At 63.3% G+C, this 20,974-nt stretch carries 21 protein-coding genes and 1 pseudogene; 17 read left to right on the top strand and 5 right to left on the bottom strand.

Annotated elements, in window-relative coordinates; all coding sequences use genetic code 11:
• Positions 1 to 2: 2 nt before the first annotated feature.
• The 8 genes from PVZ80_RS20535 to PVZ80_RS20500 all read left to right on the top strand — a co-directional run bounded on the left by PVZ80_RS20535 (position 3) and on the right by PVZ80_RS20500 (position 8,024).
• Positions 3 to 1,004 (top strand): response regulator, encoded by a 1,002-nt coding sequence (locus tag PVZ80_RS20535; protein WP_007927977.1) that lies wholly within the window; start codon positions 3 to 5, stop codon positions 1,002 to 1,004.
• Between the two features lie 108 nt (positions 1,005 to 1,112).
• A protein-coding gene (gene prfB / locus PVZ80_RS20530) for a peptide chain release factor 2 (RefSeq protein ID WP_097305473.1) occupies positions 1,113 to 2,208 on the top strand; the annotation gives its coding sequence in 2 pieces (ribosomal slippage) (positions 1,113 to 1,184 and positions 1,186 to 2,208; 1,095 coding nt in all).
• Between the two features lie 110 nt (positions 2,209 to 2,318).
• Positions 2,319 to 3,818: a lysine--tRNA ligase gene (gene lysS, locus PVZ80_RS20525; protein ID WP_016705285.1), complete on the top strand. Its 1,500-nt coding sequence runs from the start codon at positions 2,319 to 2,321 to the stop codon at positions 3,816 to 3,818.
• A gap of 101 nt (positions 3,819 to 3,919) precedes the next feature.
• Entirely contained in the window at positions 3,920 to 4,636 is a 717-nt protein-coding gene (locus tag PVZ80_RS20520; RefSeq protein WP_009047176.1) for a TetR/AcrR family transcriptional regulator, read from the top strand.
• Positions 4,637 to 4,773: 137 nt separating this feature from the next.
• On the top strand, positions 4,774 to 5,319 hold the full coding sequence (locus PVZ80_RS20515; protein ID WP_273864475.1) for a hypothetical protein: 546 nt from the start codon (positions 4,774 to 4,776) through the stop codon (positions 5,317 to 5,319).
• A 33-nt stretch (positions 5,320 to 5,352) separates the two neighbouring features.
• A complete protein-coding gene (locus PVZ80_RS20510; protein WP_009047178.1) occupies positions 5,353 to 6,630 on the top strand; it encodes a flavohemoglobin expression-modulating QEGLA motif protein in 1,278 nt (425 codons plus the stop codon).
• A 153-nt stretch (positions 6,631 to 6,783) separates the two neighbouring features.
• The gene (locus PVZ80_RS20505) at positions 6,784 to 7,701 is read left to right on the top strand and encodes an alpha/beta hydrolase (RefSeq protein WP_273864474.1); all 918 of its coding nucleotides are present in this window, start codon (positions 6,784 to 6,786) and stop codon (positions 7,699 to 7,701) included.
• Positions 7,698 to 8,024, top strand: a complete 327-nt coding sequence (locus PVZ80_RS20500; RefSeq protein ID WP_023969761.1) for a hypothetical protein — start codon at positions 7,698 to 7,700, stop codon at positions 8,022 to 8,024. Before PVZ80_RS20505 ends, PVZ80_RS20500 begins: the two co-directional genes overlap by 4 nt.
• Before the next feature lie 109 nt (positions 8,025 to 8,133).
• Here PVZ80_RS20500 and PVZ80_RS20495 read toward each other — a convergent pair whose 3' ends face one another.
• From PVZ80_RS20495 to PVZ80_RS20485, 3 genes are all read right to left on the bottom strand, one after another.
• Complete coding sequence (locus tag PVZ80_RS20495) at positions 8,134 to 8,922, bottom strand: OmpA family protein (protein WP_028681745.1); 789 nt, start codon at positions 8,920 to 8,922, stop codon at positions 8,134 to 8,136.
• Between the two features lie 53 nt (positions 8,923 to 8,975).
• Entirely contained in the window at positions 8,976 to 9,389 is a 414-nt protein-coding gene (locus tag PVZ80_RS20490) for a DUF4398 domain-containing protein (RefSeq protein WP_009047182.1), read from the bottom strand.
• A 286-nt stretch (positions 9,390 to 9,675) separates the two neighbouring features.
• Complete coding sequence (locus PVZ80_RS20485; protein WP_009047183.1) at positions 9,676 to 10,020, bottom strand: hypothetical protein; 345 nt, start codon at positions 10,018 to 10,020, stop codon at positions 9,676 to 9,678.
• A 240-nt stretch (positions 10,021 to 10,260) separates the two neighbouring features.
• Between PVZ80_RS20485 and ppc the strand changes: the two genes are divergently transcribed.
• The 7 genes and pseudogenes from ppc to PVZ80_RS20450 all read left to right on the top strand — a co-directional run bounded on the left by ppc (position 10,261) and on the right by PVZ80_RS20450 (position 17,525).
• Positions 10,261 to 12,891 carry a phosphoenolpyruvate carboxylase gene (ppc, locus tag PVZ80_RS20480; RefSeq protein ID WP_028681746.1) on the top strand — a complete coding sequence of 877 codons (2,631 nt, stop codon included), beginning with the start codon at positions 10,261 to 10,263 and terminating at the stop codon, positions 12,889 to 12,891.
• Positions 12,892 to 13,179: 288 nt separating this feature from the next.
• A complete protein-coding gene (gene adk / locus PVZ80_RS20475; protein WP_009047185.1) occupies positions 13,180 to 13,827 on the top strand; it encodes an adenylate kinase in 648 nt (215 codons plus the stop codon).
• A gap of 98 nt (positions 13,828 to 13,925) precedes the next feature.
• Positions 13,926 to 14,600: a tRNA (adenosine(37)-N6)-threonylcarbamoyltransferase complex dimerization subunit type 1 TsaB gene (tsaB, locus tag PVZ80_RS20470; RefSeq protein WP_009047186.1), complete on the top strand. Its 675-nt coding sequence runs from the start codon at positions 13,926 to 13,928 to the stop codon at positions 14,598 to 14,600.
• Positions 14,601 to 14,784: 184 nt separating this feature from the next.
• Complete coding sequence (locus tag PVZ80_RS20465) at positions 14,785 to 15,087, top strand: hypothetical protein (RefSeq protein ID WP_009047187.1); 303 nt, start codon at positions 14,785 to 14,787, stop codon at positions 15,085 to 15,087.
• A pseudogene (locus tag PVZ80_RS20460) lies at positions 15,087 to 15,949 on the top strand (DUF72 domain-containing protein). Before PVZ80_RS20465 ends, PVZ80_RS20460 begins: the two are co-directional and overlap by 1 nt.
• Before the next feature lie 33 nt (positions 15,950 to 15,982).
• The gene (locus PVZ80_RS20455) at positions 15,983 to 16,810 is read left to right on the top strand and encodes an isocitrate lyase/PEP mutase family protein (RefSeq protein WP_028681749.1); all 828 of its coding nucleotides are present in this window, start codon (positions 15,983 to 15,985) and stop codon (positions 16,808 to 16,810) included.
• Between the two features lie 16 nt (positions 16,811 to 16,826).
• Complete coding sequence (locus PVZ80_RS20450; RefSeq protein ID WP_038630698.1) at positions 16,827 to 17,525, top strand: extensin-like domain-containing protein; 699 nt, start codon at positions 16,827 to 16,829, stop codon at positions 17,523 to 17,525.
• A 14-nt stretch (positions 17,526 to 17,539) separates the two neighbouring features.
• On the opposite strand, the gene PVZ80_RS20445 is transcribed toward PVZ80_RS20450, so the two are convergent.
• A complete protein-coding gene (locus PVZ80_RS20445) occupies positions 17,540 to 18,160 on the bottom strand; it encodes an energy transducer TonB (protein WP_257374743.1) in 621 nt (206 codons plus the stop codon).
• A 94-nt stretch (positions 18,161 to 18,254) separates the two neighbouring features.
• On the opposite strand from PVZ80_RS20445, the gene PVZ80_RS20440 reads away from it, so the two are divergent.
• Positions 18,255 to 19,037, top strand: coding sequence for a class I SAM-dependent methyltransferase (locus PVZ80_RS20440; protein WP_028681752.1), 783 nt, complete (start codon positions 18,255 to 18,257; stop codon positions 19,035 to 19,037).
• A 96-nt stretch (positions 19,038 to 19,133) separates the two neighbouring features.
• On the opposite strand, the gene PVZ80_RS20435 is transcribed toward PVZ80_RS20440, so the two are convergent.
• Entirely contained in the window at positions 19,134 to 19,778 is a 645-nt protein-coding gene (locus PVZ80_RS20435; RefSeq protein WP_101281879.1) for a TetR/AcrR family transcriptional regulator, read from the bottom strand.
• Between the two features lie 93 nt (positions 19,779 to 19,871).
• On the opposite strand from PVZ80_RS20435, the gene PVZ80_RS20430 reads away from it, so the two are divergent.
• The gene (locus PVZ80_RS20430; RefSeq protein ID WP_028681754.1) at positions 19,872 to 20,972 is read left to right on the top strand and encodes an efflux RND transporter periplasmic adaptor subunit; all 1,101 of its coding nucleotides are present in this window, start codon (positions 19,872 to 19,874) and stop codon (positions 20,970 to 20,972) included.
• The last annotated feature ends 2 nt before the right edge of the window (positions 20,973 to 20,974 follow it).

Here is a 20,974-nt window from a genome sequence, read left to right as displayed (position 1 = left end):
CCATGAATGATTTACAGCTCGACGATTTTAAAACCGATGAAAATGCTGCGATGGTGCTGCTGGTCGACGACCAGGCAATGATCGGTGAGGCTGTGCGGCGTGGGTTGGCGAATGAAGAAAACATCGACTTCCACTTTTGTGCCGACCCGCACCAGGCCATTGCCCAGGCGATCCGCATCAAGCCGACGGTGATCCTGCAGGACCTGGTGATGCCGGGCCTGGACGGGTTGACGCTGGTGCGCGAGTACCGCAACCACCCGGCGACCCAGAACATTCCGATCATCGTGCTTTCGACCAAGGAAGACCCACTGATCAAGAGTGCGGCCTTCGCGGCCGGGGCCAACGATTACCTGGTCAAGCTGCCGGACAATATCGAGCTGGTGGCGCGCATCCGTTACCACTCGCGCTCCTACATGACCCTGTTGCAGCGGGACGCGGCCTATCGCGCGCTGCGGGTCAGCCAGCAGCAGTTGCTCGATACCAACCTGGTGCTGCAGCGCCTGATGAACTCCGATGGCCTGACCGGCCTGTCCAACCGCCGGCATTTCGACGAGTACCTGGAGCTGGAATGGCGCCGGGCAATGCGCGACCAGACCCAGTTGTCGCTGCTGATGATCGATGTCGACTACTTCAAGTCCTACAACGACAACTTCGGCCACCTGGAGGGCGATGAAGCCCTGCGCAAGGTGGCGACGGCGATCCGCGAGGCCAGCAGCCGACCGTCGGATTTACCGGCGCGTTATGGCGGGGAGGAGTTTGCCCTGGTGCTGCCGAACACCTCGCCCGGCGGGGCGCGGCTGGTGGCCGAGAAGCTGCGCCAGACCGTGGCCGCGCTGAAGATTCCGCATATCGCGCCAACCGAAGGGGCCAGCCTGACCATCAGCATCGGTCTGTCGACCATGACGCCGCAGCCGAGCACCAGTTGCCGGCAATTGATCTCGGCCGCCGACAAAGGCCTGTATCTGGCCAAGCACAATGGTCGCAACCAGGTAGGGATCGAGTGAAAAAAACCGCCACCGCGGGGGCCTAAAGCCGCCAGGCGGGCTGCCGCGCCAGCTTGATTACGTTATACTCGCCGGCTTTCAAAAGTTCGCCAACGAGTGCTGCCTGCCATGGAAATCAACCCGATCCTTAACACTATCAAGGACCTGTCCGAGCGCTCCGAAACTATTCGGGGGTATCTTTGACTACGATCAAAAGCATGAGCGTCTGACCGAAGTCAATCGCGAGCTTGAAGATCCGAACGTCTGGAACAAGCCTGAATATGCCCAGGAACTGGGCCGCGAACGCGCTGCGCTGGCGCAGATCGTCGAGACCCTGGACGAGTTGTCCGGTGGCCTGGCCGATTGCCGCGATCTGCTGGACATGGCCGTCGAAGAGAACGATGAAGGCACAGTGGGCGACGTGGTCGCCGAACTGACCCGTCTCGACGAAGCCCTGGCCAAGCTGGAATTCCGTCGCATGTTCAGCGGCGAGATGGACATGAACAACGCCTACCTGGATATCCAGGCCGGCTCCGGCGGCACCGAAGCCCAGGACTGGGCCAACATCCTGCTGCGCATGTACCTGCGCTGGGCCTCCAAGCGTGGCTTCGACGCCACCATCATGGAACTGTCCGAAGGCGAAGTCGCCGGCATCAAGGGCGCCACCGTGCACATCAAGGGCGAGTACGCCTTTGGCTGGCTGCGCACCGAGATCGGCGTGCACCGCCTGGTGCGCAAGAGCCCGTTCGACTCCGGCGCCCGCCGCCACACCTCGTTCTCGGCCGTGTTCGTGTCGCCCGAGATCGACGACAAGGTGGAAATCGAGATCAACCCGGCGGATCTGCGGATCGACACCTACCGTTCTTCCGGTGCCGGTGGTCAGCACGTAAACACCACCGACTCGGCCGTACGTATCACCCACGTACCGACCAACACCGTGGTCAGCTGCCAGAACGAACGGTCCCAGCACGCCAACAAGGACACCGCCATGAAGATGCTGCGGGCCCGGTTGTACGAGCAGGAGATCCAGAAGCGCAACGCCGCTTCCCAGGCGCTGGAAGACAGCAAGTCCGACATCGGCTGGGGCCACCAGATCCGTTCCTACGTGCTCGATGCTTCGCGGATCAAGGATCTGCGTACCAACATCGAACGCAGTGACTGCGACAAGGTGCTCGACGGCGACATCGACGAATACCTGGTGGCCAGCCTGAAGTCGGGGCTGTAAGCCGCGATACCCATGCCGCGGGCACGGCGCGCTTCTGTAGGAGCGCGGCCGGCCCGCGATCCCTTGCCACAGGCAAGGGGCAACGAACCTGTGATGGAAATTTTAAAGACATGAGCGACCTACAACTCGACCAGGCCCTGCAACAGGAAGAAAACACCCTGATCGCCCTGCGCAAGGAAAAGCTTGCTGCCGAGCGCGCCAAGGGTCAGGCCTTCCCCAACGACTTCCGCCGCGACAACTACTGCAACGACCTGCAGAAACAGTACGCGGACAAGACCAAGGAAGAGCTGGCCGAGGCGGCGATTCCGGTCAAGGTTGCCGGTCGCATCATGCTCAACCGTGGCTCGTTCATGGTGATCCAGGACATGACCGGGCGTATCCAGGTCTACGTCAACCGCAAGACCTTGCCGGAAGACACCCTTAATGCGGTCAAGACCTGGGACCTGGGTGACATCATCGCCGCCGAAGGCACCCTGGCCCGTTCCGGCAAGGGCGACCTGTACGTCGAGATGACCAACGTGCGCCTGCTGACCAAGTCGCTGCGCCCGCTGCCGGACAAGCATCACGGCCTGACCGACACCGAGCAGCGTTATCGCCAGCGCTACGTCGACCTGATCGTCAACGAAGACGTGCGCGAAACCTTCCGCGTGCGTTCCCAGGTCATCGCCCACATCCGCAGCTTCCTGATGAAGCGTGACTTCCTGGAAGTGGAAACGCCGATGCTGCAGACCATTCCTGGCGGCGCGGCGGCCAAGCCGTTCGAGACCCACCACAACGCCCTGGACATGGAAATGTTCCTGCGTATCGCGCCGGAGCTGTATCTGAAGCGTCTGGTGGTCGGTGGCTTCGAGAAAGTGTTCGAGATCAACCGCAACTTCCGTAACGAAGGCGTTTCGACTCGGCACAACCCTGAATTCACCATGTTGGAGTTCTACCAGGCCTACGCCGACTACGAAGACAACATGGACCTGACCGAAGAACTGTTCCGCGAGCTGGCGCAGTTGGTCCTGGGCAGCACCGACGTGCCGTACGGCGACAAGGTGTTCCACTTCGGCGAGCCGTTCGCCCGCCTGTCGGTGTTCGACTCGATCCTCAAGTACAACCCTGAGCTGACCGCCGATGATCTGAACGACATCGACAAGGCCCGTGCCATCGCCAAGAAGGCCGGTGCCAAGGTGCTCGGCTTCGAAGGCCTGGGCAAGCTGCAGGTGATGATTTTCGAAGAGCTGGTCGAGCACAAGCTGGAACAGCCGCACTTCATTACCCAGTACCCGTTCGAAGTCTCGCCGCTGGCCCGTCGCAACGACGAGAACCCGAACGTGACCGATCGTTTCGAGCTGTTCATCGGTGGTCGCGAAATCGCCAACGCCTACTCCGAGTTGAACGACGCGGAAGACCAGGCCGAGCGTTTCATGGCCCAGGTGGCCGACAAGGACGCCGGTGACGACGAAGCCATGCACTACGATGCCGACTTCGTTCGCGCCCTGGAGTACGGCATGCCGCCGACCGCCGGTGAAGGTATCGGCATCGATCGCCTGGTGATGCTGCTGACCAACTCCCCGTCGATCCGCGACGTGATCCTGTTCCCGCACATGCGGCCGCAAGCGTAAATATGTTGAATAAAAAGCCGCCGCTAACAGGCGGCTTTTTATTGTCTGTGTGGCACTGACGTACTGCTTTTTTCATTTTTTATGTGAGAGGAATACCTGTCGTGAACCGTGCAATTGCTCAAGAAGGTGCAGCTGGCATCGCCACTGCGGTCGCTGAAAGTGTTCAGTACCAGGGCCGCAAGGCCAGCCGACAGGGCAGTGAGCAACGTCGCCAGGATATTCTCGACGCGGCCATGCGCATCGTCGTGCGCGATGGCGTGCGCGCCGTGCGCCATCGCGCGGTCGCCGCCGAAGCCGGTGTGCCGCTGTCGGCCACCACCTATTACTTCAAGGATATCGATGACCTGCTCACCGATACCTTCGCCCAATACGTCGAGCGCAGCGCCGCCTTCATGGCCAAGCTCTGGGCCAACAACGAAGGCCTGCTGCGGGAGATGGTCGCCTATGGCGACGGCAGCCCGGAGTCCCGCGCGCAACTGGCCGATGACATTGCCCGCCTGACCGCCGACTACGTGCAGCGGCAACTGCATAACCGTCGCGAGCATCTGATGGCCGAGCAGGCGTTTCGCCAGGAGGCGCTGCTCAACCCGCGCCTGGCGGTGCTGGTGCGCTCCCACCAGCAGATCCTGCTGCACGGCACCTGCCAGTTTTTCCAGGTATTGGGTTCCCGCGAGCCGCAACAGGATGCCAAAGTGTTGACGTCTATAATCGGACGGATGGAATATCAGGGCCTGCTCAACGGGGCAGAGCCGTTGGCCGACGAAGACATGCTGGGCATTCTTACCCGGTACATGCATCTGGTTCTGGCCTCGGTGTGATGTGTTCCCTGTAGCTGCTGCCGCAGGCTGCGATAAGGTCCGAAGGGCCTTCCTGCGGATTCCATGGGCGCTGGAGCGAACGCGGGCTTCATCAGCTGCCACGCGTGTTTGAGTCGACTGCCGATAGGGAGTGTTGAATGAAAGCCTGGCGCGTTGTGATCGCCTTGTCGTTCCTGCTGCTCAGTGGCTGCCTGGTGTCCTTCAAGGAACCCTTGCCGGCCGATCAGGCAGCGCCTGCGGCGTTGCTGGGCAAATGGACCAGCAAGAATGCCTGGGGCGAACCGCTCACCCTGCAGCTGAGCCGCATCGGCAACAACCGCTACAAGGCCGTCACTTCCGTCAAGGCCAGGCCGCAACAGCACGACACCTACGAATTTACCGTTTCCCGCCATGGCAGCCGCTGGTATCTCTCGGCGGCGGTGCCCCAGGCGCTGGGTGGGCACTTCACCATCGCCGGTTTCGAGTTGACCGACGACCGCGAACTGGTGCTCTACCAGCTCGATCTCGAGCAGATCAATCAGGCCCGCGGGCAGAATGCCCTGCGAGGCGAACCGTTCGACACCAAGGACGGCGAGGGCGTGCTGATCGACAGCGCGCTACCACAGGTTTTCGCCTATCTGGACGACCCCGCCAACTCCGACGTGTTCGTCGAGGCGGCGCGCTTCCAGCGGGCGGGCAAGTAAACGCAGTACAGACGTTTTAACGGGAGTTTTGGGGTGGACGATTACCAGCAGACGATACGCACCTTGTCCGATCGCATTGTGCTGGCACAGACGCCGATCCGCGTACTGGATGCGGTGAAGTGGGACGACAACATCCGCAAAGGTTTCCTCAAGGCCAACGGTAAGGAAATGCCGGCGGTGGACCGCGCCTATTACGAAGGCCGGCCGCTGTCTTTCGACTCCAGCGCGGTGAAGCTGGAGTTCCAGAACATCGAGCGTGACATCACCCGGCAACTGGGCCAGTTCAACCCGGTGGGGCAGATCATGCGGCGCATGTGCAAGGAGTACCGCATGGTGGTGCGGATGCTCGAGGCCCGTGGCACCGAGGATTTTGGGCTGATATCCCAGGAGCTCTACGGCGCGGCCTCCGACGCTTTTCATGCCGGCGACCCGACCCTGGCCGACCTGGGCCTGATGCTCTCGGATTACCTGAACAACATCGACGGCCGTGGCGACCTCAAGGACGAACCCAAGACCCTGAGCGCCAAGGAAGCCGTGAGCCTGCTGCAAAGCCGGCTGAACAAGGTGTTCGGCGAGGCCGAGGAAACCATCCGGGTCTTCGAGTCCGACGGCATCGTCGCCGACGCGGCGGCCGGCGCCGACTACATCAAGATCCGCGCCGACGCCATGTTCAACGAGCGCGATGTACGGGCCCTGGAAGTCCACGAAGGCCTGGTGCACGTGGGCACCACCCTCAATGGCCTGAACCAGCCGATCTGCACCTTCCTGTCCAAGGGCCCGCCCTCGTCGACCGTGACCCAGGAAGGCCTGGCGATCCTGATGGAGATCATCACCTTTGCCTCCTACCCGAGCCGTCTGCGCAAGCTGACCAACCGCACCCGCGCCATTCACATGGTGGAGGAGGGCGCGGACTTCATGCAGGTGTTCGCGTTCTTCCGCGAGCAGGGGTTCGAAATGGCCGAAAGTTATGGCAACGCCAGCCGGGTGTTCCGTGGTTCGGTGCCGACGGGCCTGCCATTCACCAAAGACTTGTCCTATCTCAAGGGCTTCATCATGGTTTACAACTACATTCAGTTGGCCGTGCGCAAGGGCAAGCTCGAGCAGATCCCGCTGATGTTCTGCGGCAAGACCACCCTGGAGGACATGCGTACCCTGCGCCAGTTGGTCGACGAAGGCCTGGTGGTGCCGCCCAAGTACCTGCCGGACCAGTTCCGCGACATGAACGCGCTGTCAGCCTGGATGTGTTTCTCCAACTTCCTCAACCACCTGAGCCTGGACCGGATCGAGGCGGACTACTCCAACATCCTTTGACGCATACCCATGTAGGAGCGGCCGGTCGACGTTCGATTGCCCGCGATAAAGGCGCCGCGGTTTTTCTGAGTCACCGCGCCATCGGTTATCGCGGGCAAGCCTCGCTCCTCCAGAAGTATCCCTTTCCACCCCCTGTCGTGAGGCTTCAAACGGATGCGAGTCCTCAGCATTGTCTGCCTGCTACTGGCCTTGAGCGGTTGCAGCTCGCTGCTGTTCTATCCCGAGCGCGGTTTGCCGTTCACCCCGGACAAGGCCCGGCTCGACTACCGCGACGTCACCCTGACCGCCGCCGACGGCACGCGCCTGCACGGCTGGTGGCTGCCGGCCAAGGTCGGGGTGCCGGTCAAGGGCACGGTGCTGCACCTGCACGGCAATGGCGGCAACCTGTCCGGGCACCTCGGCGGCAGTTGGTGGTTGCCGGAGCAGGGTTACCAGGTACTGCTGGTGGATTACCGTGGCTACGGGGTGTCGCAAGGCAAACCGAGCCTGCCGGCGATCTACCAGGACGTCGACGCGGCCTTCCAGTGGCTGGACCGGGCGCCCGAGGTCCAGGGCAAGCCGCTGATTGTCCTGGGCCAGAGCCTGGGCGGCGCCCTGGCCATCCACTATCTGGTGGAACAGCACCCGGAACGCCAGCGCCAGCTCAAGGCCATTGTCTTCGACGGGGTGCCGGCCAGTTACCGCGAGGTGGGTCGTTTTGCCCTGAGCACGTCCTGGATGACCTGGCCGTTCCAGGTGCCGCTGTCCTGGCTGGTGCCGGATGGCGACAGTGCGATCAAGGCCATGGCGCGCCTGGATGGCGTGCCCAAGCTGATCTACCACAGCATCGACGATCCCCTCGTACCGCTTTCCAACGGCATCCGTCTGTATCAAGCTGCGCCCCCGCCCAGGGTGCTGCAGCTGACCCGTGGCGGGCATGTGCAGACCTTCGCCGACCCGGTCTGGCGCCAGGTGATGTTGCGTTACCTTGAGGACCCGCAGCACTTCAACGGCCTGCGCCGCCTGGGCGAAATCCCGAATTACCCTGCACCTTTGAATCCAGTCGTAGAACCTCCAGAGAGTCCGCAATGAGCGAAGAACGTAACGCCATCCCCCTGATCATCACCGGTATCTGCAGCATCCTCGGCACCGTGGCGTGCCTGTGGTACTACGGCTACCTGCATTTCGCCAAGCCGGAGGATGCGTTGCTGCTCAACGATTTCACCATGCTCAAGACCGTGCCCGGCGAGGACTACAAGGTGTCCCTGGAGCCGGCGGCCGAGGTGGCGCAGTGCATCGATGGCGTGCTGGTGCTGTTCGACACCGAGCAGAAAGGCCTGACCGGCGTGCTGGTCAACAACAAGAAGCGCGCCGTGCGCTGCATGGGCCAGGAAACCCCGAAGCTGGAGCAGTGACCGAAAGGTTTGCCAGCGCAAGCCGCGATCCGTTTGCCGCAATAAAAAAGCCCCGCCGATCAAGGCGGGGCTTTTTATTGGCTGCGCGGTTGAGTGCGCAGAGCCGGGCTTAGTTGACGCTGACGGTCGAACGTGGCGCGACCGGCTGGTTGTCGTTGGAAATGGTGACTTCCACGCGACGGTTCATGGCGCGCCCGGAAACGCTGCCGTTGTCGGCAACCGGGTATTGCTTGCCATAACCCTGGGCGACGATGCGTGCCGGATCGACACCCATCTTGATCAGGGCGACCTGTACCGAAGTGGCGCGACGCTCGGACAGCGACTGGTTGTAAGCCGCGCTGCCGGTGCTGTCGGTGTAGCCTTCGACAATCACCTTGCGGTCAGGGTTGTCGCGCAGGAACTGCGCCAGCTTGTTGATGTTGACCAGGCCGCTGGACTTCAGGTCGGCCTTGTTGGTGGCGAACAGCACGTCACCGAAGGTCACCAGGGTACCGCGGTCGGTCTGCTTGGCGTTGAGGCTCGATTGCAGTTGCTTGATCTGCGCGTCGCGGGCATCGAGAAGCGCCTTGGCGCGCTGGTCGCCGGCGTCCTTGAGCTGGGTTTCCGCGGTGCGCAGGGCGATGGTCTGCTTGGCCACTTCAATCCGCTGGTTGGTCAGGTAGGCCAGTTGGTCGACCTGCTTTTCGTCCTCCTTGTTCAGGTAGGCCTTGTCGGCCTTGTCCAGCCATTCGCTGGCGTCCTTGGTTTCCAGGGCCGCCACCTTGGTGGCCTGCGGATTGGCCTGCAGGGCGGAGTAGTTGGTCCGGGCGTTTTCCAGGTTGGCGTTAGGCGGGGTGGAGCATGCCGCCAGCGCCACGCTCAGGGCCAACAGGGCAGGGATCATCAGTTGTTTACGCATAATGGTTTCGTCCTTTTATCGATTGCGAATACGTGGGAATCGGCGCCCGCGGCTCATTGCACGCTGCGCATGCCTTCCTGACGTAGTTCCTGAACACCTTTCTGAGAGTCCTTCAATGCCTGTTCGGCCTTGGCTGCCTGAGCCTTGCGCTCGGCGACGCGGGCGTCCCATTCGGCCTGCTCGGCCAGACGCCGGGCTTCGTCGTAGTTCTTGTCGTGCATGGCGAGCTCGGCTTGCTTGAGCTTGTCCTGAGCCGATTTCATTTCCACGGCGGCAAATTCGGTACCGCCTGCGCTGACTGCGCTGTTGACCGCAGATTGCGTCACCGCGTATTGCTCGCTTGGCGGATTACCGGCGCAACCGGCCAGGACCAGGCTGCTACCGAGAGCCAGCGCGGCCAGTTTCAGCCCGCGCAGAGGGGTGGACGAGGATTTGGCAGTGCTGATCTTCATGGTCTTCAACTCCATTGGATAACTCCTGAAAAACATCAAAATCCATCCCGGTTCCGACGCCGTAACGCTGAGTGACGACATGCTGAGGGCGTTGAAAATGAAACGGCCGTTCCAGTGATGGTTATTGGCTGTGACCCGAGGCTTTTTTGAATAGTTCAGAGAAGATGGCCAATCGCCCGGAAATTTTCTGACTGCGCGGACAAGGCTCTAAATAAGGAACTTTTGCCGTGCGCAGGGGTACTCCTGACCCGATCCGGGGTCAGGAATAACGCTTTTATCGGGGAAAAAATGCGGGGATGGATCAGTGTTTCTGCTCGTCTGCCTGGGCCGACATATCGTGCAGATAACGCCGCGACAGGGCGAGAAAACGCGGGGTAGGGCCGATGTCTTCGTAGAGCGGATCGCCTTCCTCGTCGGTGGCGACCACATGCTGGCCCTGGACATAAGGGAAGCTGGTTTCGAGTTCCTCCAGGGCAGCCCCGATCAGTTCGCCGAGCAGTTCCTCGGTCCGGCGCTTGGGGTACATCTCGGAAATTGCCGCCAGGCGTGCGGCGGCTTCGACATCCAGGTAGATCGTGTAGCCGGTCTTGGTCAGGCGACCCTTGGCGTTTTCTTCCCAGTGTTGCGCGAGCTCACGGATTTTCATGGCAACCTCAATGAACACCTGCTTGTGGCAGGGCCTGGTGAGTGACCGGCCTGTGCCGGCGCTAAGCCGTTGTGCGGCTTACTCTTGAGACTAGCTCCATCGCGCAAGGTTTAAAGGCGCTTCGTCGTGCGCCGGCCTTGCCCGGAGCCGTTCGCGCCAAGACCGCCCTTGCTAATAGCCATGTGCTGGCGGCACTCTTGGGGCTTAGCAGGAGCCCCGAGTCCGCTGGAGAACAGGTAGATGACCGATATTGATGCGCGCTTGCGCGAAGATGTTCACCTGCTGGGTGAGCTGTTGGGCAACACCATTCGTGAACAGTATGGCGAGGGTTTCCTCGACAAGATCGAACAGATTCGCAAGGGCGCCAAGGCCGACCGGCGCGGTTCGCTGGATGCCGAACTCAGCGCCAGCCTCAACCAGCTCAGCGAGGACGAATTGCTGCCGGTGGCGCGGGCGTTCAACCAGTTTCTTAACCTGGCCAACATCGCCGAGCAGTACCAGTTGATTCACCGTCGCGAGGAGTCGCAGCCGGCGCCGTTCGAGTCGCGGGTGCTGCCGGAACTGCTGGCGCGCCTGCGGGCCGAAGGCCATGGCGCCGAGGCGCTGGCCCGGCAGTTGGGGCGGCTGGAAATCGAACTGGTGCTGACCGCCCACCCCACCGAAGTCGCGCGCCGCACGCTGATCCAGAAATACGATGCCATCGCCGCGCAACTGGCCGCCCAGGACCATCGCGACCTGACCTCGGCCGAACGCGCGCAGATCCAGACCCGCTTGCAGCGCCTGATCGCCGAAGCCTGGCACACCGAAGAAATCCGCCGTACCCGGCCGACCCCGGTGGACGAAGCCAAGTGGGGCTTCGCGGTGATCGAGCATTCGCTGTGGCAGGCCATCCCCAACTATTTGCGCAAGGCCGACCAGGCCCTGCATGCGGCCACCGGCATGCACTTGCCGCTGGAGGCGGCGCCGATCCGCTTCGCTTCGTGGATGGGCGGCGACCGTGACGGCAACCCCAATGTCACCGCGGCGGTGACCCGCGAGGTGCTGTTGCTGGCGCGCTGGATGGCCGCCGACCTGTACCTGCGCGATGTCGATCAACTGGCTGCCGACCTGTCCATGCAGCAGGCCAACGCAGCGTTGCGGACCCTGGCCGGCGACAGCGCCGAACCCTATCGCGCGGTGCTCAAGCAGTTGCGCGAGCGCCTGCGGGCCACCCGCAACTGGGCCCAGGCCTCGTTGAGCGGTAGCGTGCCGGCGACAGCCCAGGTCTTGCAGAACAACCGCGAGCTGCTGGACCCGCTGGAGCTCTGCTACGCGTCCCTGCACGAATGCGGCATGGGCGTGATCGCTGATGGACCGTTGCTCGACTGCCTGCGCCGCGCGGTGACCTTCGGCCTGTTCCTGGTGCGCCTGGACGTGCGTCAGGATTCCTCGCGGCACACCGCGGCCATGACCGAAATCACCGATTACCTGGGGCTGGGCCGCTACGGCGACTGGAGCGAGAAAGAGCGCATCGATTTCCTGATGCGCGAACTGGGCAGCCGCCGTCCGCTGCTGCCCGGTTACTTCAAGCCATCGGCCGATACCGCCGAAGTGCTGGCGACCTGCCGGGAAGTCGCCGCGGCCCCGGCGGCTTCGCTGGGTTCCTATGTCATCTCCATGGCCGGCGCCGCTTCCGATGTGCTCGCCGTGCAACTGCTGCTCAAGGAAGCCGGTGTGCTGCGGCCGATGCGCGTGGTGCCGCTGTTCGAAACCCTGGCCGACCTGGATAACGCCGGCCCGGTGATCGAGCAGTTGCTGCTTCTGCCGGGCTATCGCTCGCGCTTGCAGGGCCCGCAGGAAGTGATGATTGGTTATTCCGACTCGGCCAAGGATGCTGGCACCACGGCTGCTGCCTGGGCGCAGTACCGGGCCCAGGAAAAACTGGTGGATATCTGCCGCGAGCAGCAGGTCGAGTTGCTGCTGTTCCACGGTCGCGGTGGCACCGTGGGGCGTGGCGGCGGCCCGGCCCACGCGGCGATCCTGTCGCAGCCGCCGGGATCGGTGGCGGGGCGCTTCCGCACCACCGAGCAAGGGGAAATGATTCGTTTCAAATTCGGCCTGCCGGACATCGCCGAGCAGAACCTCAATCTCTACCTGGCGGCGGTGCTGGAAGCGACCTTGTTGCCACCGCCGTTGCCGCAGCCAGCCTGGCGCGACCTGATGGACGAGTTGGCCGACGATGGGGTGAAGGCCTATCGCGCGGTGGTGCGGGAGAACCCGCAGTTCGTCGAGTATTTTCGCCAGTCCACGCCGGAGCAGGAACTGGGGCGCCTGCCATTGGGCAGCCGGCCGGCCAAGCGCCGCGCCGGCGGCATCGAAAGCTTGCGGGCCATTCCGTGGATTTTCGGCTGGACCCAGACGCGCCTGATGCTGCCGGCCTGGCTGGGCTGGGAAACCGCCTTGAGCAAGGCCCTGGAGCGCGGGGAAGGCGAGTTGCTGGGGCAGATGCGCGAACAGTGGCCGTTTTTCCGCACGCGCATCGACATGCTGGAGATGGTGCTGGCCAAGGCCGACGCGGATATCGCCCGTTCCTACGACGAGCGATTGGTCGAACCGGCGCTGCTGCCATTGGGTGCGCATTTACGCGACTTATTGTCGCAGGCGTGTTCGGTGGTCTTGGGGCTGACCGGTCAGTCGCAGTTACTGGCACATAGCCCTGACACCCTGGAGTTCATTCGCCTGCGCAATACCTACCTGGACCCGCTGCATCTATTGCAGGCCGAACTGCTGGCCCGTTCGCGGCGCCAGGACGGCGCGCAGGACAGCCCGGTGGAACAGGCGCTGCTGGTGTCTGTGGCGGGGATTGCCGCCGGTTTGCGTAATACCGGCTAAGGTAATTGCCGGGGTTTTCAGTGGCTTGGCGCGGTACTTCGAGCGCTGGCCGCAAAGGGCTGGCGACCGTCGCCAGGCGACACTTTGTTATGGGGTTGCGACCAGCAACACCCTGTCGCCAGGGCATAAAGTCGGCGGGTTGCTCCGACTTTCGGCTGCTTGTGTGCGCTGTGTCGGCTGTGTATCTTGATCAGCCTTTGGCCGTTTGGGCGGCCACTATCCCATTTCCGAGATTGGCCCCACGAGGCGAATCCGAGCGTTTCTAAATAAAAATTGAGGAGCACATCGATGCGCGTAATTCTGCTGGGAGCTCCCGGGGCCGGTAAAGGTACTCAGGCAAAGTTCATCACCGAAAAGTTCGGCATTCCGCAAATCTCCACCGGCGACATGCTGCGCGCAGCGGTCAAGGCCGGCACCGAGCTGGGCCTGAAAGCCAAGAGTGTGATGGACGCCGGTGGCCTGGTCTCCGATGACCTGATCATCAACCTGGTCAAGGAACGCATCAGCCAGGCCGATTGCGCCAAGGGTTTCCTGTTCGACGGCTTCCCGCGCACCATTCCTCAGGCCGAAGCGCTGGTCAAGGCCGGCGTCGAGCTGGATAACGTGGTCGAAATCGCCGTCGACGACGAAGAGATCGTCCAGCGTATCGCCGGTCGCCGTGTACACGAAGCCTCGGGCCGCGTTTACCACACTGTCTACAATCCGCCGAAAATCGCCGGTAAAGACGACATCACCGGTGAAGACCTGGTCCAGCGTAAAGACGACACCGAAGAAACCGTGCGTCATCGTCTGTCGGTCTACCACTCCCAGACCAAGCCGCTGGTGGAGTTCTACCAAGGCCTGGCCGCCAATCAGGGCAAGCCGAAATACAGCCACATCGCGGGCGTCGGTTCGGTCGAGTCGATCACCAGCAAGGTGCTCGAAGCACTGAGCTGACCAGTCGTACCGGCTTCATCTTCAACGGCCCGCTTGCGGGCCGTTGCTGTTTATAATGCGTCACTTTTTTCAACTCCCTCTGCCTTATGGAAACATCGATGAGCACCTTGCTGGCCCTGGACACCGCGACTGAAGCCTGCTCGGTTGCCTTGCTGCACGACGGCAAGGTGACGAGCCATTACGAGGTGATCCCGCGCCTGCATGCGCAGAAGCTGCTGCCGATGATCCAGACGCTGCTGGCCGATGCCGGCACCAGCCTGCAGGCCGTCGATGCCATTGCCTTCGGTCGTGGGCCGGGGGCTTTTACCGGGGTGCGGATCGCCATAGGCGTGGTGCAGGGCCTGGCCTTCGCCCTCGAGCGCCCGGTGCTGCCGGTGTCGAACCTGGCGGTGCTGGCGCAGCGGGCCTTGCGCGAACACGGTGCGACCCAGGTGGCCGCCGCCATCGATGCGCGGATGGATGAGGTCTACTGGGGCTGCTACCGCGAAGTGGCTGGCGAGATGCGCCTGGCCGGGGCCGAAGCGGTGTTGCCGCCGGAAGCCGCCGCATTGCCGGCGGACGCCAGCGGCGCCTGGTTCGGCGCGGGCACCGGCTGGGGCTATGCCGAGCGTATCGGCGTCGAACTCAGCGGCCAGGATGCGGGTATGCTGCCCCATGCCGAAGATTTGCTGACCCTGGCGCGCTTTGCCTGGGAACGCGGCGAGGCGATCCCGGCGGACGAGGCGCAACCGGTGTACCTGCGGGACAAGGTGGCGACGCCCAAGGCGCGCTGACCGCGCTCCAGGGCCGTCTGCCAGCATGAGTCCGGGCGATGAGCGTGCCAATCGTCAGGTTTTCGCGGCAGTTTCCGGCGGCTTTTAAACCTTTTGCATTTTCTGTGTTCTAGTTATCACTCGGGCATTTGCGTAGTCGGCTAGGTGCCGCTAAATTGCCATCATTGATATCGGGCATGTATTTATGCGCATAGACGGCATTTCCTCTCAGTCCTACCCCATCAAGCGCAAGCCTCGCAAAGGCAGTGTGCTGCTGGACGACTCCCTCGAGGACGCAGATGCCGTCGAAGTCCAACCCGAGACTCCTGCCCAGGCGCGCTCCCAGGCTTCTGCCGGGCGCACCAGCAATCTTCCCGCCCGTCCACAGGACATGATCTTCCAGCGCGCCATGAAAAGAAGCGTCGCCAACGCCCTGGCCAGCTACCTGACCACCGCCGGTTTCGTCGATTGGGATATGGAAGTGGTGGGTCTCGACCTGCACATCTGATGTTGCTGCCTTATTACCTCGGTTGTCCTTCCTGGAGCGAAAACGCCTGGCGTGAGTACCTGTACCCGGAAAGCGCGCGGCCGACGGATTTTCTCGGCCTGTATTGCCAGGTCTTCAATGCCGTGGAAGGCAACACCACCTTCTACGCGCGCCCCGCCGAGGCCACGGTGCAGCGCTGGGCGCAGACCATGCCGGAACATTTCCGTTTCACCGCCAAGTTTCCCGGCGATATCAGCCATGGCGGCGACCTGCGCGAGCAACTGGGCGCGGCCGAGAGCTTCCTGCAGTTGCTCAGCCCGCTGGGCGAGCGTGTTTCGCCGCTGTGGCTGCAACTGCCCGCGAGCTTCACGCCACAACGCCTGGCCGAGCTGGCGGGCTTTATCGACGGCCTGGAGCGGCCGTTGGCGGTGGAAGTCCGGCATCGGGACTTCTTCGCCAAGGGCGATGCCGAGCGCATGCTCAATCGCCTGCTGCTGGATCGTGGCGTGGAGCGCATCTGCCTCGACCCGCGCGCCTTGTTCAGTTGCACTTCCAGCGAGCCGTCGGTGCTCCATGCGCAATCGAAGAAACCCAAGGTGCCGCCGCGCCCGGCCGCCTTCACCCAGTTTCCCCAGGTGCGCTTTATCGGCCATCCGCAGCTCGAGGCCAACGACCCGTTCCTGTGGTGCCCTGGATCGACAAGGTCGCCGGCTGGATCGAGGAAGGGCGAACCCCCTACATCTTCCTGCACACCGCCGATAACCGCCTGGCCGCCGAGCTGGCGCGGCGTTTCCACGCGCGCCTGATGCAGCGCCTGCCTGGATTGCCGGCCTTGCCTGAGCTATACAGAGAGCCCGCCGCGGAGCAACTCGGCTTGCTCTGAGGCGGGATCATTTCCCTGCCCAGGAGGCCGCCAATGGATGCGCAAACCCTTCGAGCCCAAACCTTCAAGGCCCTGCATGAGCGTGATCGGGCCTTCGTGATTCCCAACCCCTGGGATGCAGGCTCCGCCAAGATGCTGGCCAGCCTCGGCTTCGAGGCCCTGGCGACCACCAGCGCCGGTTTCGCGTTCTCCCTGGGCCGCCCCGACGCTGAAGGCGCCTTGTCCCTGGAGGACACCCTGGGCAACGTTCGCGCCATAGTCGGGGCCAGCGATCTGCCGGTGGCGGTGGACCTGGAAAACGGTTTTTCCGACAGTCCCGAAGGCTGTGCCCGGACCCTGCGCCAAGCGGCCGCCTGCGGGGCGGTGGGCGGCTCCATCGAAGACGCCACGGGCCGGGCCGATGATCCGATCTATGACTTCAAACTGGCGGTCGAGCGTATCGAGGCCTCGGTCGCCGCGGTGCGGCAATTGCCTTTTCCCTTTGTGCTCACGGCGCGGGCGGAGAACCTGCTGCATGGCCGCCAGGATCTGCCGGACACCATTCGCCGCCTGCAAGCCTATGCCGAGGCCGGCGCCGATGTGTTGTATGCGCCCGGGCTGCGCTCGGCCGAGGAGATCATCGCGGTGGTCCGGGCGGTGGCGCCGAAGCCGGTCAACGTGCTGATGTCGGGCGGCCTGAAATTGACCGTGGCGCAACTGAGCGAGCTGGGGGTGAAGCGGATCAGCGTCGGTTCGGCCCTGGCGCGGGCCGCCTATGGCGCCTTCTATCAGGCGGCGCAGGAAATTCTCGACCACGGCAGCTTCCACTTTGCCGACCAGGCCTTGCCGTTCGCGCAGATCAACGGCTTGTTCAAGGGCTGAGCGGCTGGGAGCCAGTGTGCGAGCGGGCAGGCTGTTGTTGCTGTTTTTGTTGCTGGTCGCGGCCGGGCTGGTGAGTGTCTGGCGTGGCTGGCTGCCACTGCCCGCGGCCTGGAATCCCTGGGCGCCCTTGCAGGTCAGGGAGCCGCCCAATCTGTTGACCCGCTTCAAACTGATGCGCCTGCGCGCTGACCCGCAGTTGTGCGATCAGGTATTGCGCGACTCCGGCTTGCGGGTGGCCCGGCAGCAGGACAGCCGCCCGGACGCCGACTGCCCACTGCGCAATGTCCTGCGCGTGCAGGGCGGGGATATCGCCCTGAGCAGCAGCTTCCTCGCCAGTTGCCCGCTGGCCGTGGCCTTTGCCCTGTACCAGTACCATGCTTTGCAACCCGCGGCCCAGGCCGTTTACGGGCAGAGAATAAGCCGCATCGAGCATCTGGGCAGCTTTGCCTGCCGCAACATGTACAGCCGCGAAAACGGTTTCCGCAGCCAGCATGCGACGGCGGATGCCCTGGATATCTCGGGTTTTCGCCTGGCCGACGGTCGCCATATCAGCGTGCTCAAGGACTGGCCGGGGGAGGGGGCGGACGCGCGTTTTCTGCGCCTGGCCCGCGACGGGGCCTGCGATGCGTTCCAAGTGGTGCTGAGTCCGGATTACAACGCCGCCCATCGCAACCACTTCCATCTGGATGTGGGGCCCTGGTGGATCTGTCGATGAAACCGGCTTGAGGTTTAGGCGGCGATCCGCAGGTTCTGCAGGATCAGCGGACGCGCCCAGCCGGTATCGAAATCGAACTGTTTCTGCTGCTCGATGAGCTCTTCCGGCGGGAAGGGCGGAAAGGGTTTGTCCAGCAGGTCCATTTCGAATTCGGCGATCGGCAGGTGCAACGGCCGTGGTTGCGGCGCCGGGCTCGGCTCGGGCAGGGGCTGGCCGGCATTGAGGACAATGGGGCGTACCCAGCCGCTTTCGAAGTCTTGCTGGCGTTGCTGGGCGACGATTTCTTCAGGCGGGAAGGGCGGAAAGGGTTTGTCCAGCAGGTCCATTTCGAACTCGGCGATCGGCAGGAACAGCGGCTCCGGCGGGCGGATCTCGGTGTCCTGGACGTCGCAATGGCGCTGGGTAACGATTTGCGTCAGCAGGTCGCTGCCGCCATGGGGTTCGGTCGGGCCGTCCACCGCCACCAGAGAATTGTCGTCAGTGACCTTCGTGCCATCGCCGCGTTGCTCGGCCAGCGCCTGGGCAAAAAAATCCTGCCACAGATGGCTGACGCCGCTCAGTGCCTGGGAATTTTTGAGGCCGTAATCGCCGTGGGGCGATATGACGCCAATGGATAGGCTTCGAATGTCTGACATTTCTCTCGGGTCGACGCTCAGCTCTGGCAAAATGCCGGATAGTTCTTTTATCGGCAGTTTTTGCCGATCATTAATTTTTTGAGCGTGTTTTCAGATGAGTGAGCAACCAGCGGCCTGCCGCATCAAAGTCGAGGCCTTGGCCGATGCATTCCAGCCGCAGGCGGCGCACTGGGCCGAGCGACTGGGGCTGCCATTGCAGATCGACGAGGCGGAGTTCGCCCTGCAGGTCGGCGAGCAGGGCTTGCAACTGCAGCAGCTCGGCGCCGACGCGCCAGGGCCGGTGCGCGTGGACTTTGTCGAAGGCGGCGCGGCGCATCGGCGGCTGTACGGTGGCGGTAGCGGGCAGATGATCGCCAAGGCGGTGGGGATCGCCCAGGGCGTGCGTCCGCGGATCCTGGATGCCACGGCGGGGCTGGGCAAGGATGCGTTCGTCCTGGCCAGCCTGGGCTGCGAGATGAGCCTGATCGAGCGCCAGCCATTGATCGGCGCCTTATTGGAAGACGGCCTGGCCCGGGCGGGAGAGGATTTCGAGGTGGCGCCGATCGTGGCGCGCATGCACTTGCTCAAAGGCAACTCGATCGAGGTGATGCGCAACTGGGAGGGCGAGCCGCCCCAGGTGATCTACCTGGACCCGATGTTCCCGCATCGGGAAAAGACCGCGCTGGTGAAAAAGGAAATGCGCCTGTTCCGCCCCCTGGTCGGAGACGATCCGGATGCCCCGGCGCTGCTGGAGGCCGCCCTGGCCCTGGCCAGCCACCGGGTGGTGGTCAAGCGCCCGCGCAAGGCGCCGTGCATCGCCGGCCCCAAGCCGAGCCATGCGCTGGATGGCAAATCCAGCCGCTACGATATCTATCCGAAGAAGGCGCTCAAGGCCTGATAATGGGAAGGCCCTCTGGGCCTTCAATCGCGAGCAAGCTCGCTCCTACAGAGGCTTGTACCATCCCTGTAGGAGCGAGCTTGCTCGCGATGGCTGTCAGGCCGGCTCCGGCCGATACGCGCGCATGAACAATCCCACCACTTCCCGCACATGCTCCTCGGCGTCTTCATCGCTCAGCGGCTCGCCGCAGCCGTAGAGCAGGCGAAAGTTCGCCGTGCCCTTGAGCAGGCAGAAGAAATGCTCGGCGGCATTACGCGGTTTGTCGATGCTCAGGGCACCGCTCTGGTCGATCCGGGCCAACAGCCGCTCCATGCCTTGCAGCATGCGCAGGGGGCCGGCCTCGAAGAAGATCTGCGAGAGCTTCGGGTCCTGGCTGCCCAGGGCCAGCATCAGGCGATGCAGGTTCAAGGATTCTTCGCTGTTGATCAGCAGGTGAAAGCCCCGGGCGATGTTCAGCAACACGCTTTCGATCGGCATGCCGGCAGGCAGCTCGAAGATCAGCGTCGGCAGCTGCTCCTCGCACTTGGCCATTACCGCGGAGGAGAACAGTGTCTCCTTGTCGTTGAAATGGCTGTACACCGTCAGCTTGGAAACACCGGCTTCGGCAGCCACCGCGTCCATGCTGGTGCTGGCGTAGCCATTGCTCAGGAACAGCGTTTTCGCGGCTTCGAGGATGGCCTGGCGTTTTGCCAGATCCTTGGGGCGGCCGGGGCCGTTTGAGGTGGAAATATTGTCGGACATTCTTCGCTTTAATACTGGACTGGTGAGTTTGCTATTAATAACATACCCGCCAGTATAATTATTCGAAGCACCCTTAGCGAAAGGTCCCTCACCATGTTCCGCTATGCCTTACCCCTCGCGTTGCCTGTCAGCCTGGCCGTTCTGCTGTCCGCGTGCGGACATGAAGAAACGGCGCAAACCACCATTCGCCCAGCCATGGTGGTGCAGCCAGAGCCCGCGGCACAGGCCATGGACAGCTACCCTGGCGAGGTCCGCGCGCGTTACGAACCGGACCTGGCGTTCCGGATTGGGGGCAAGGTCAGCCGACGACTGGTCGATGAGGGGCAGCGGGTGAAAGCCGACCAGCCATTGGCCGAGCTCGATCCGCAGGACGTGCGGCTGCAACTGGAAGCCACCCGGGCCCAGGTGGCAGCGGCCGAAGCCAACCTGAACCTGGTGCGTTCCGAGCGCGACCGTTACAAGACCCTGATGGATCGGCAACTGGTCAGCCGTTCCCAGTACGACAATGCCGAGAACCTGTATCGCTCGGGCCTGGCCCGGCTCAAGCAGATCAAGGCCGAGTTCGACGTGGCCAGCAACCAGGCCGGCTACGCCGTGCTGCGCGCCCCCCAGGATGGCGTCGTGGCCCGGCGTACGGTGGAGGTCGGCCAGGTGGTTGCCGCCGGCCAGACCGTCTTTACCCTCGCCACTGACGGCGAGCGGGAAGTGCTGATCAGCCTGCCGGAGCAGGGTTTTGGCCGCTTCCACATCGGCCAGCCAGTGTCGGTGGAACTGTGGAGCCAGCCCGACCAGCGTTTCGCCGGGCAGATCCGCGAGCTGTCGCCGGCCGCCGACCCACGCTCCCGTACCTTCGCCGCCCGCATCGCCTTTACCGCCGGCAAGGTTCCGGCCGAACTGGGGCAGAGCGCCCGGGTGTTCATCCAGGCCGCGGCCAGTGTGCCGTTGTCGGTGCCGCTGTCGGCGGTGACCGCGGAAAACGGCGCCGCCTATGTCTGGCGGGTCGACGCCAACAACACCCTGAAAAAGACCCCGGTGCGTCTCGGTGCCTTCGGTGAGAAGAGCGTGCCGGTGCTCGAGGGCCTTGGGGTCAGTGACTGGGTAGTGGCGGCTGGCGTGCATGTGCTCCATGAGGGGCAGCAGGTGCGCCCGGTGGATCGCTCCAACCGCGTGGTCAATCTGGCGGCCAAGGAGTAATC

The organism is Pseudomonas sp. B3G-3 (genome assembly GCF_028640915.1).
Lineage (GTDB): Bacteria > Pseudomonadota > Gammaproteobacteria > Pseudomonadales > Pseudomonadaceae > Aquipseudomonas > Aquipseudomonas chlororaphis_I.
The sequence above is the reverse complement of the archived record's forward strand: the minus strand, read 5'-3'. Positions and strand labels throughout refer to the sequence as shown.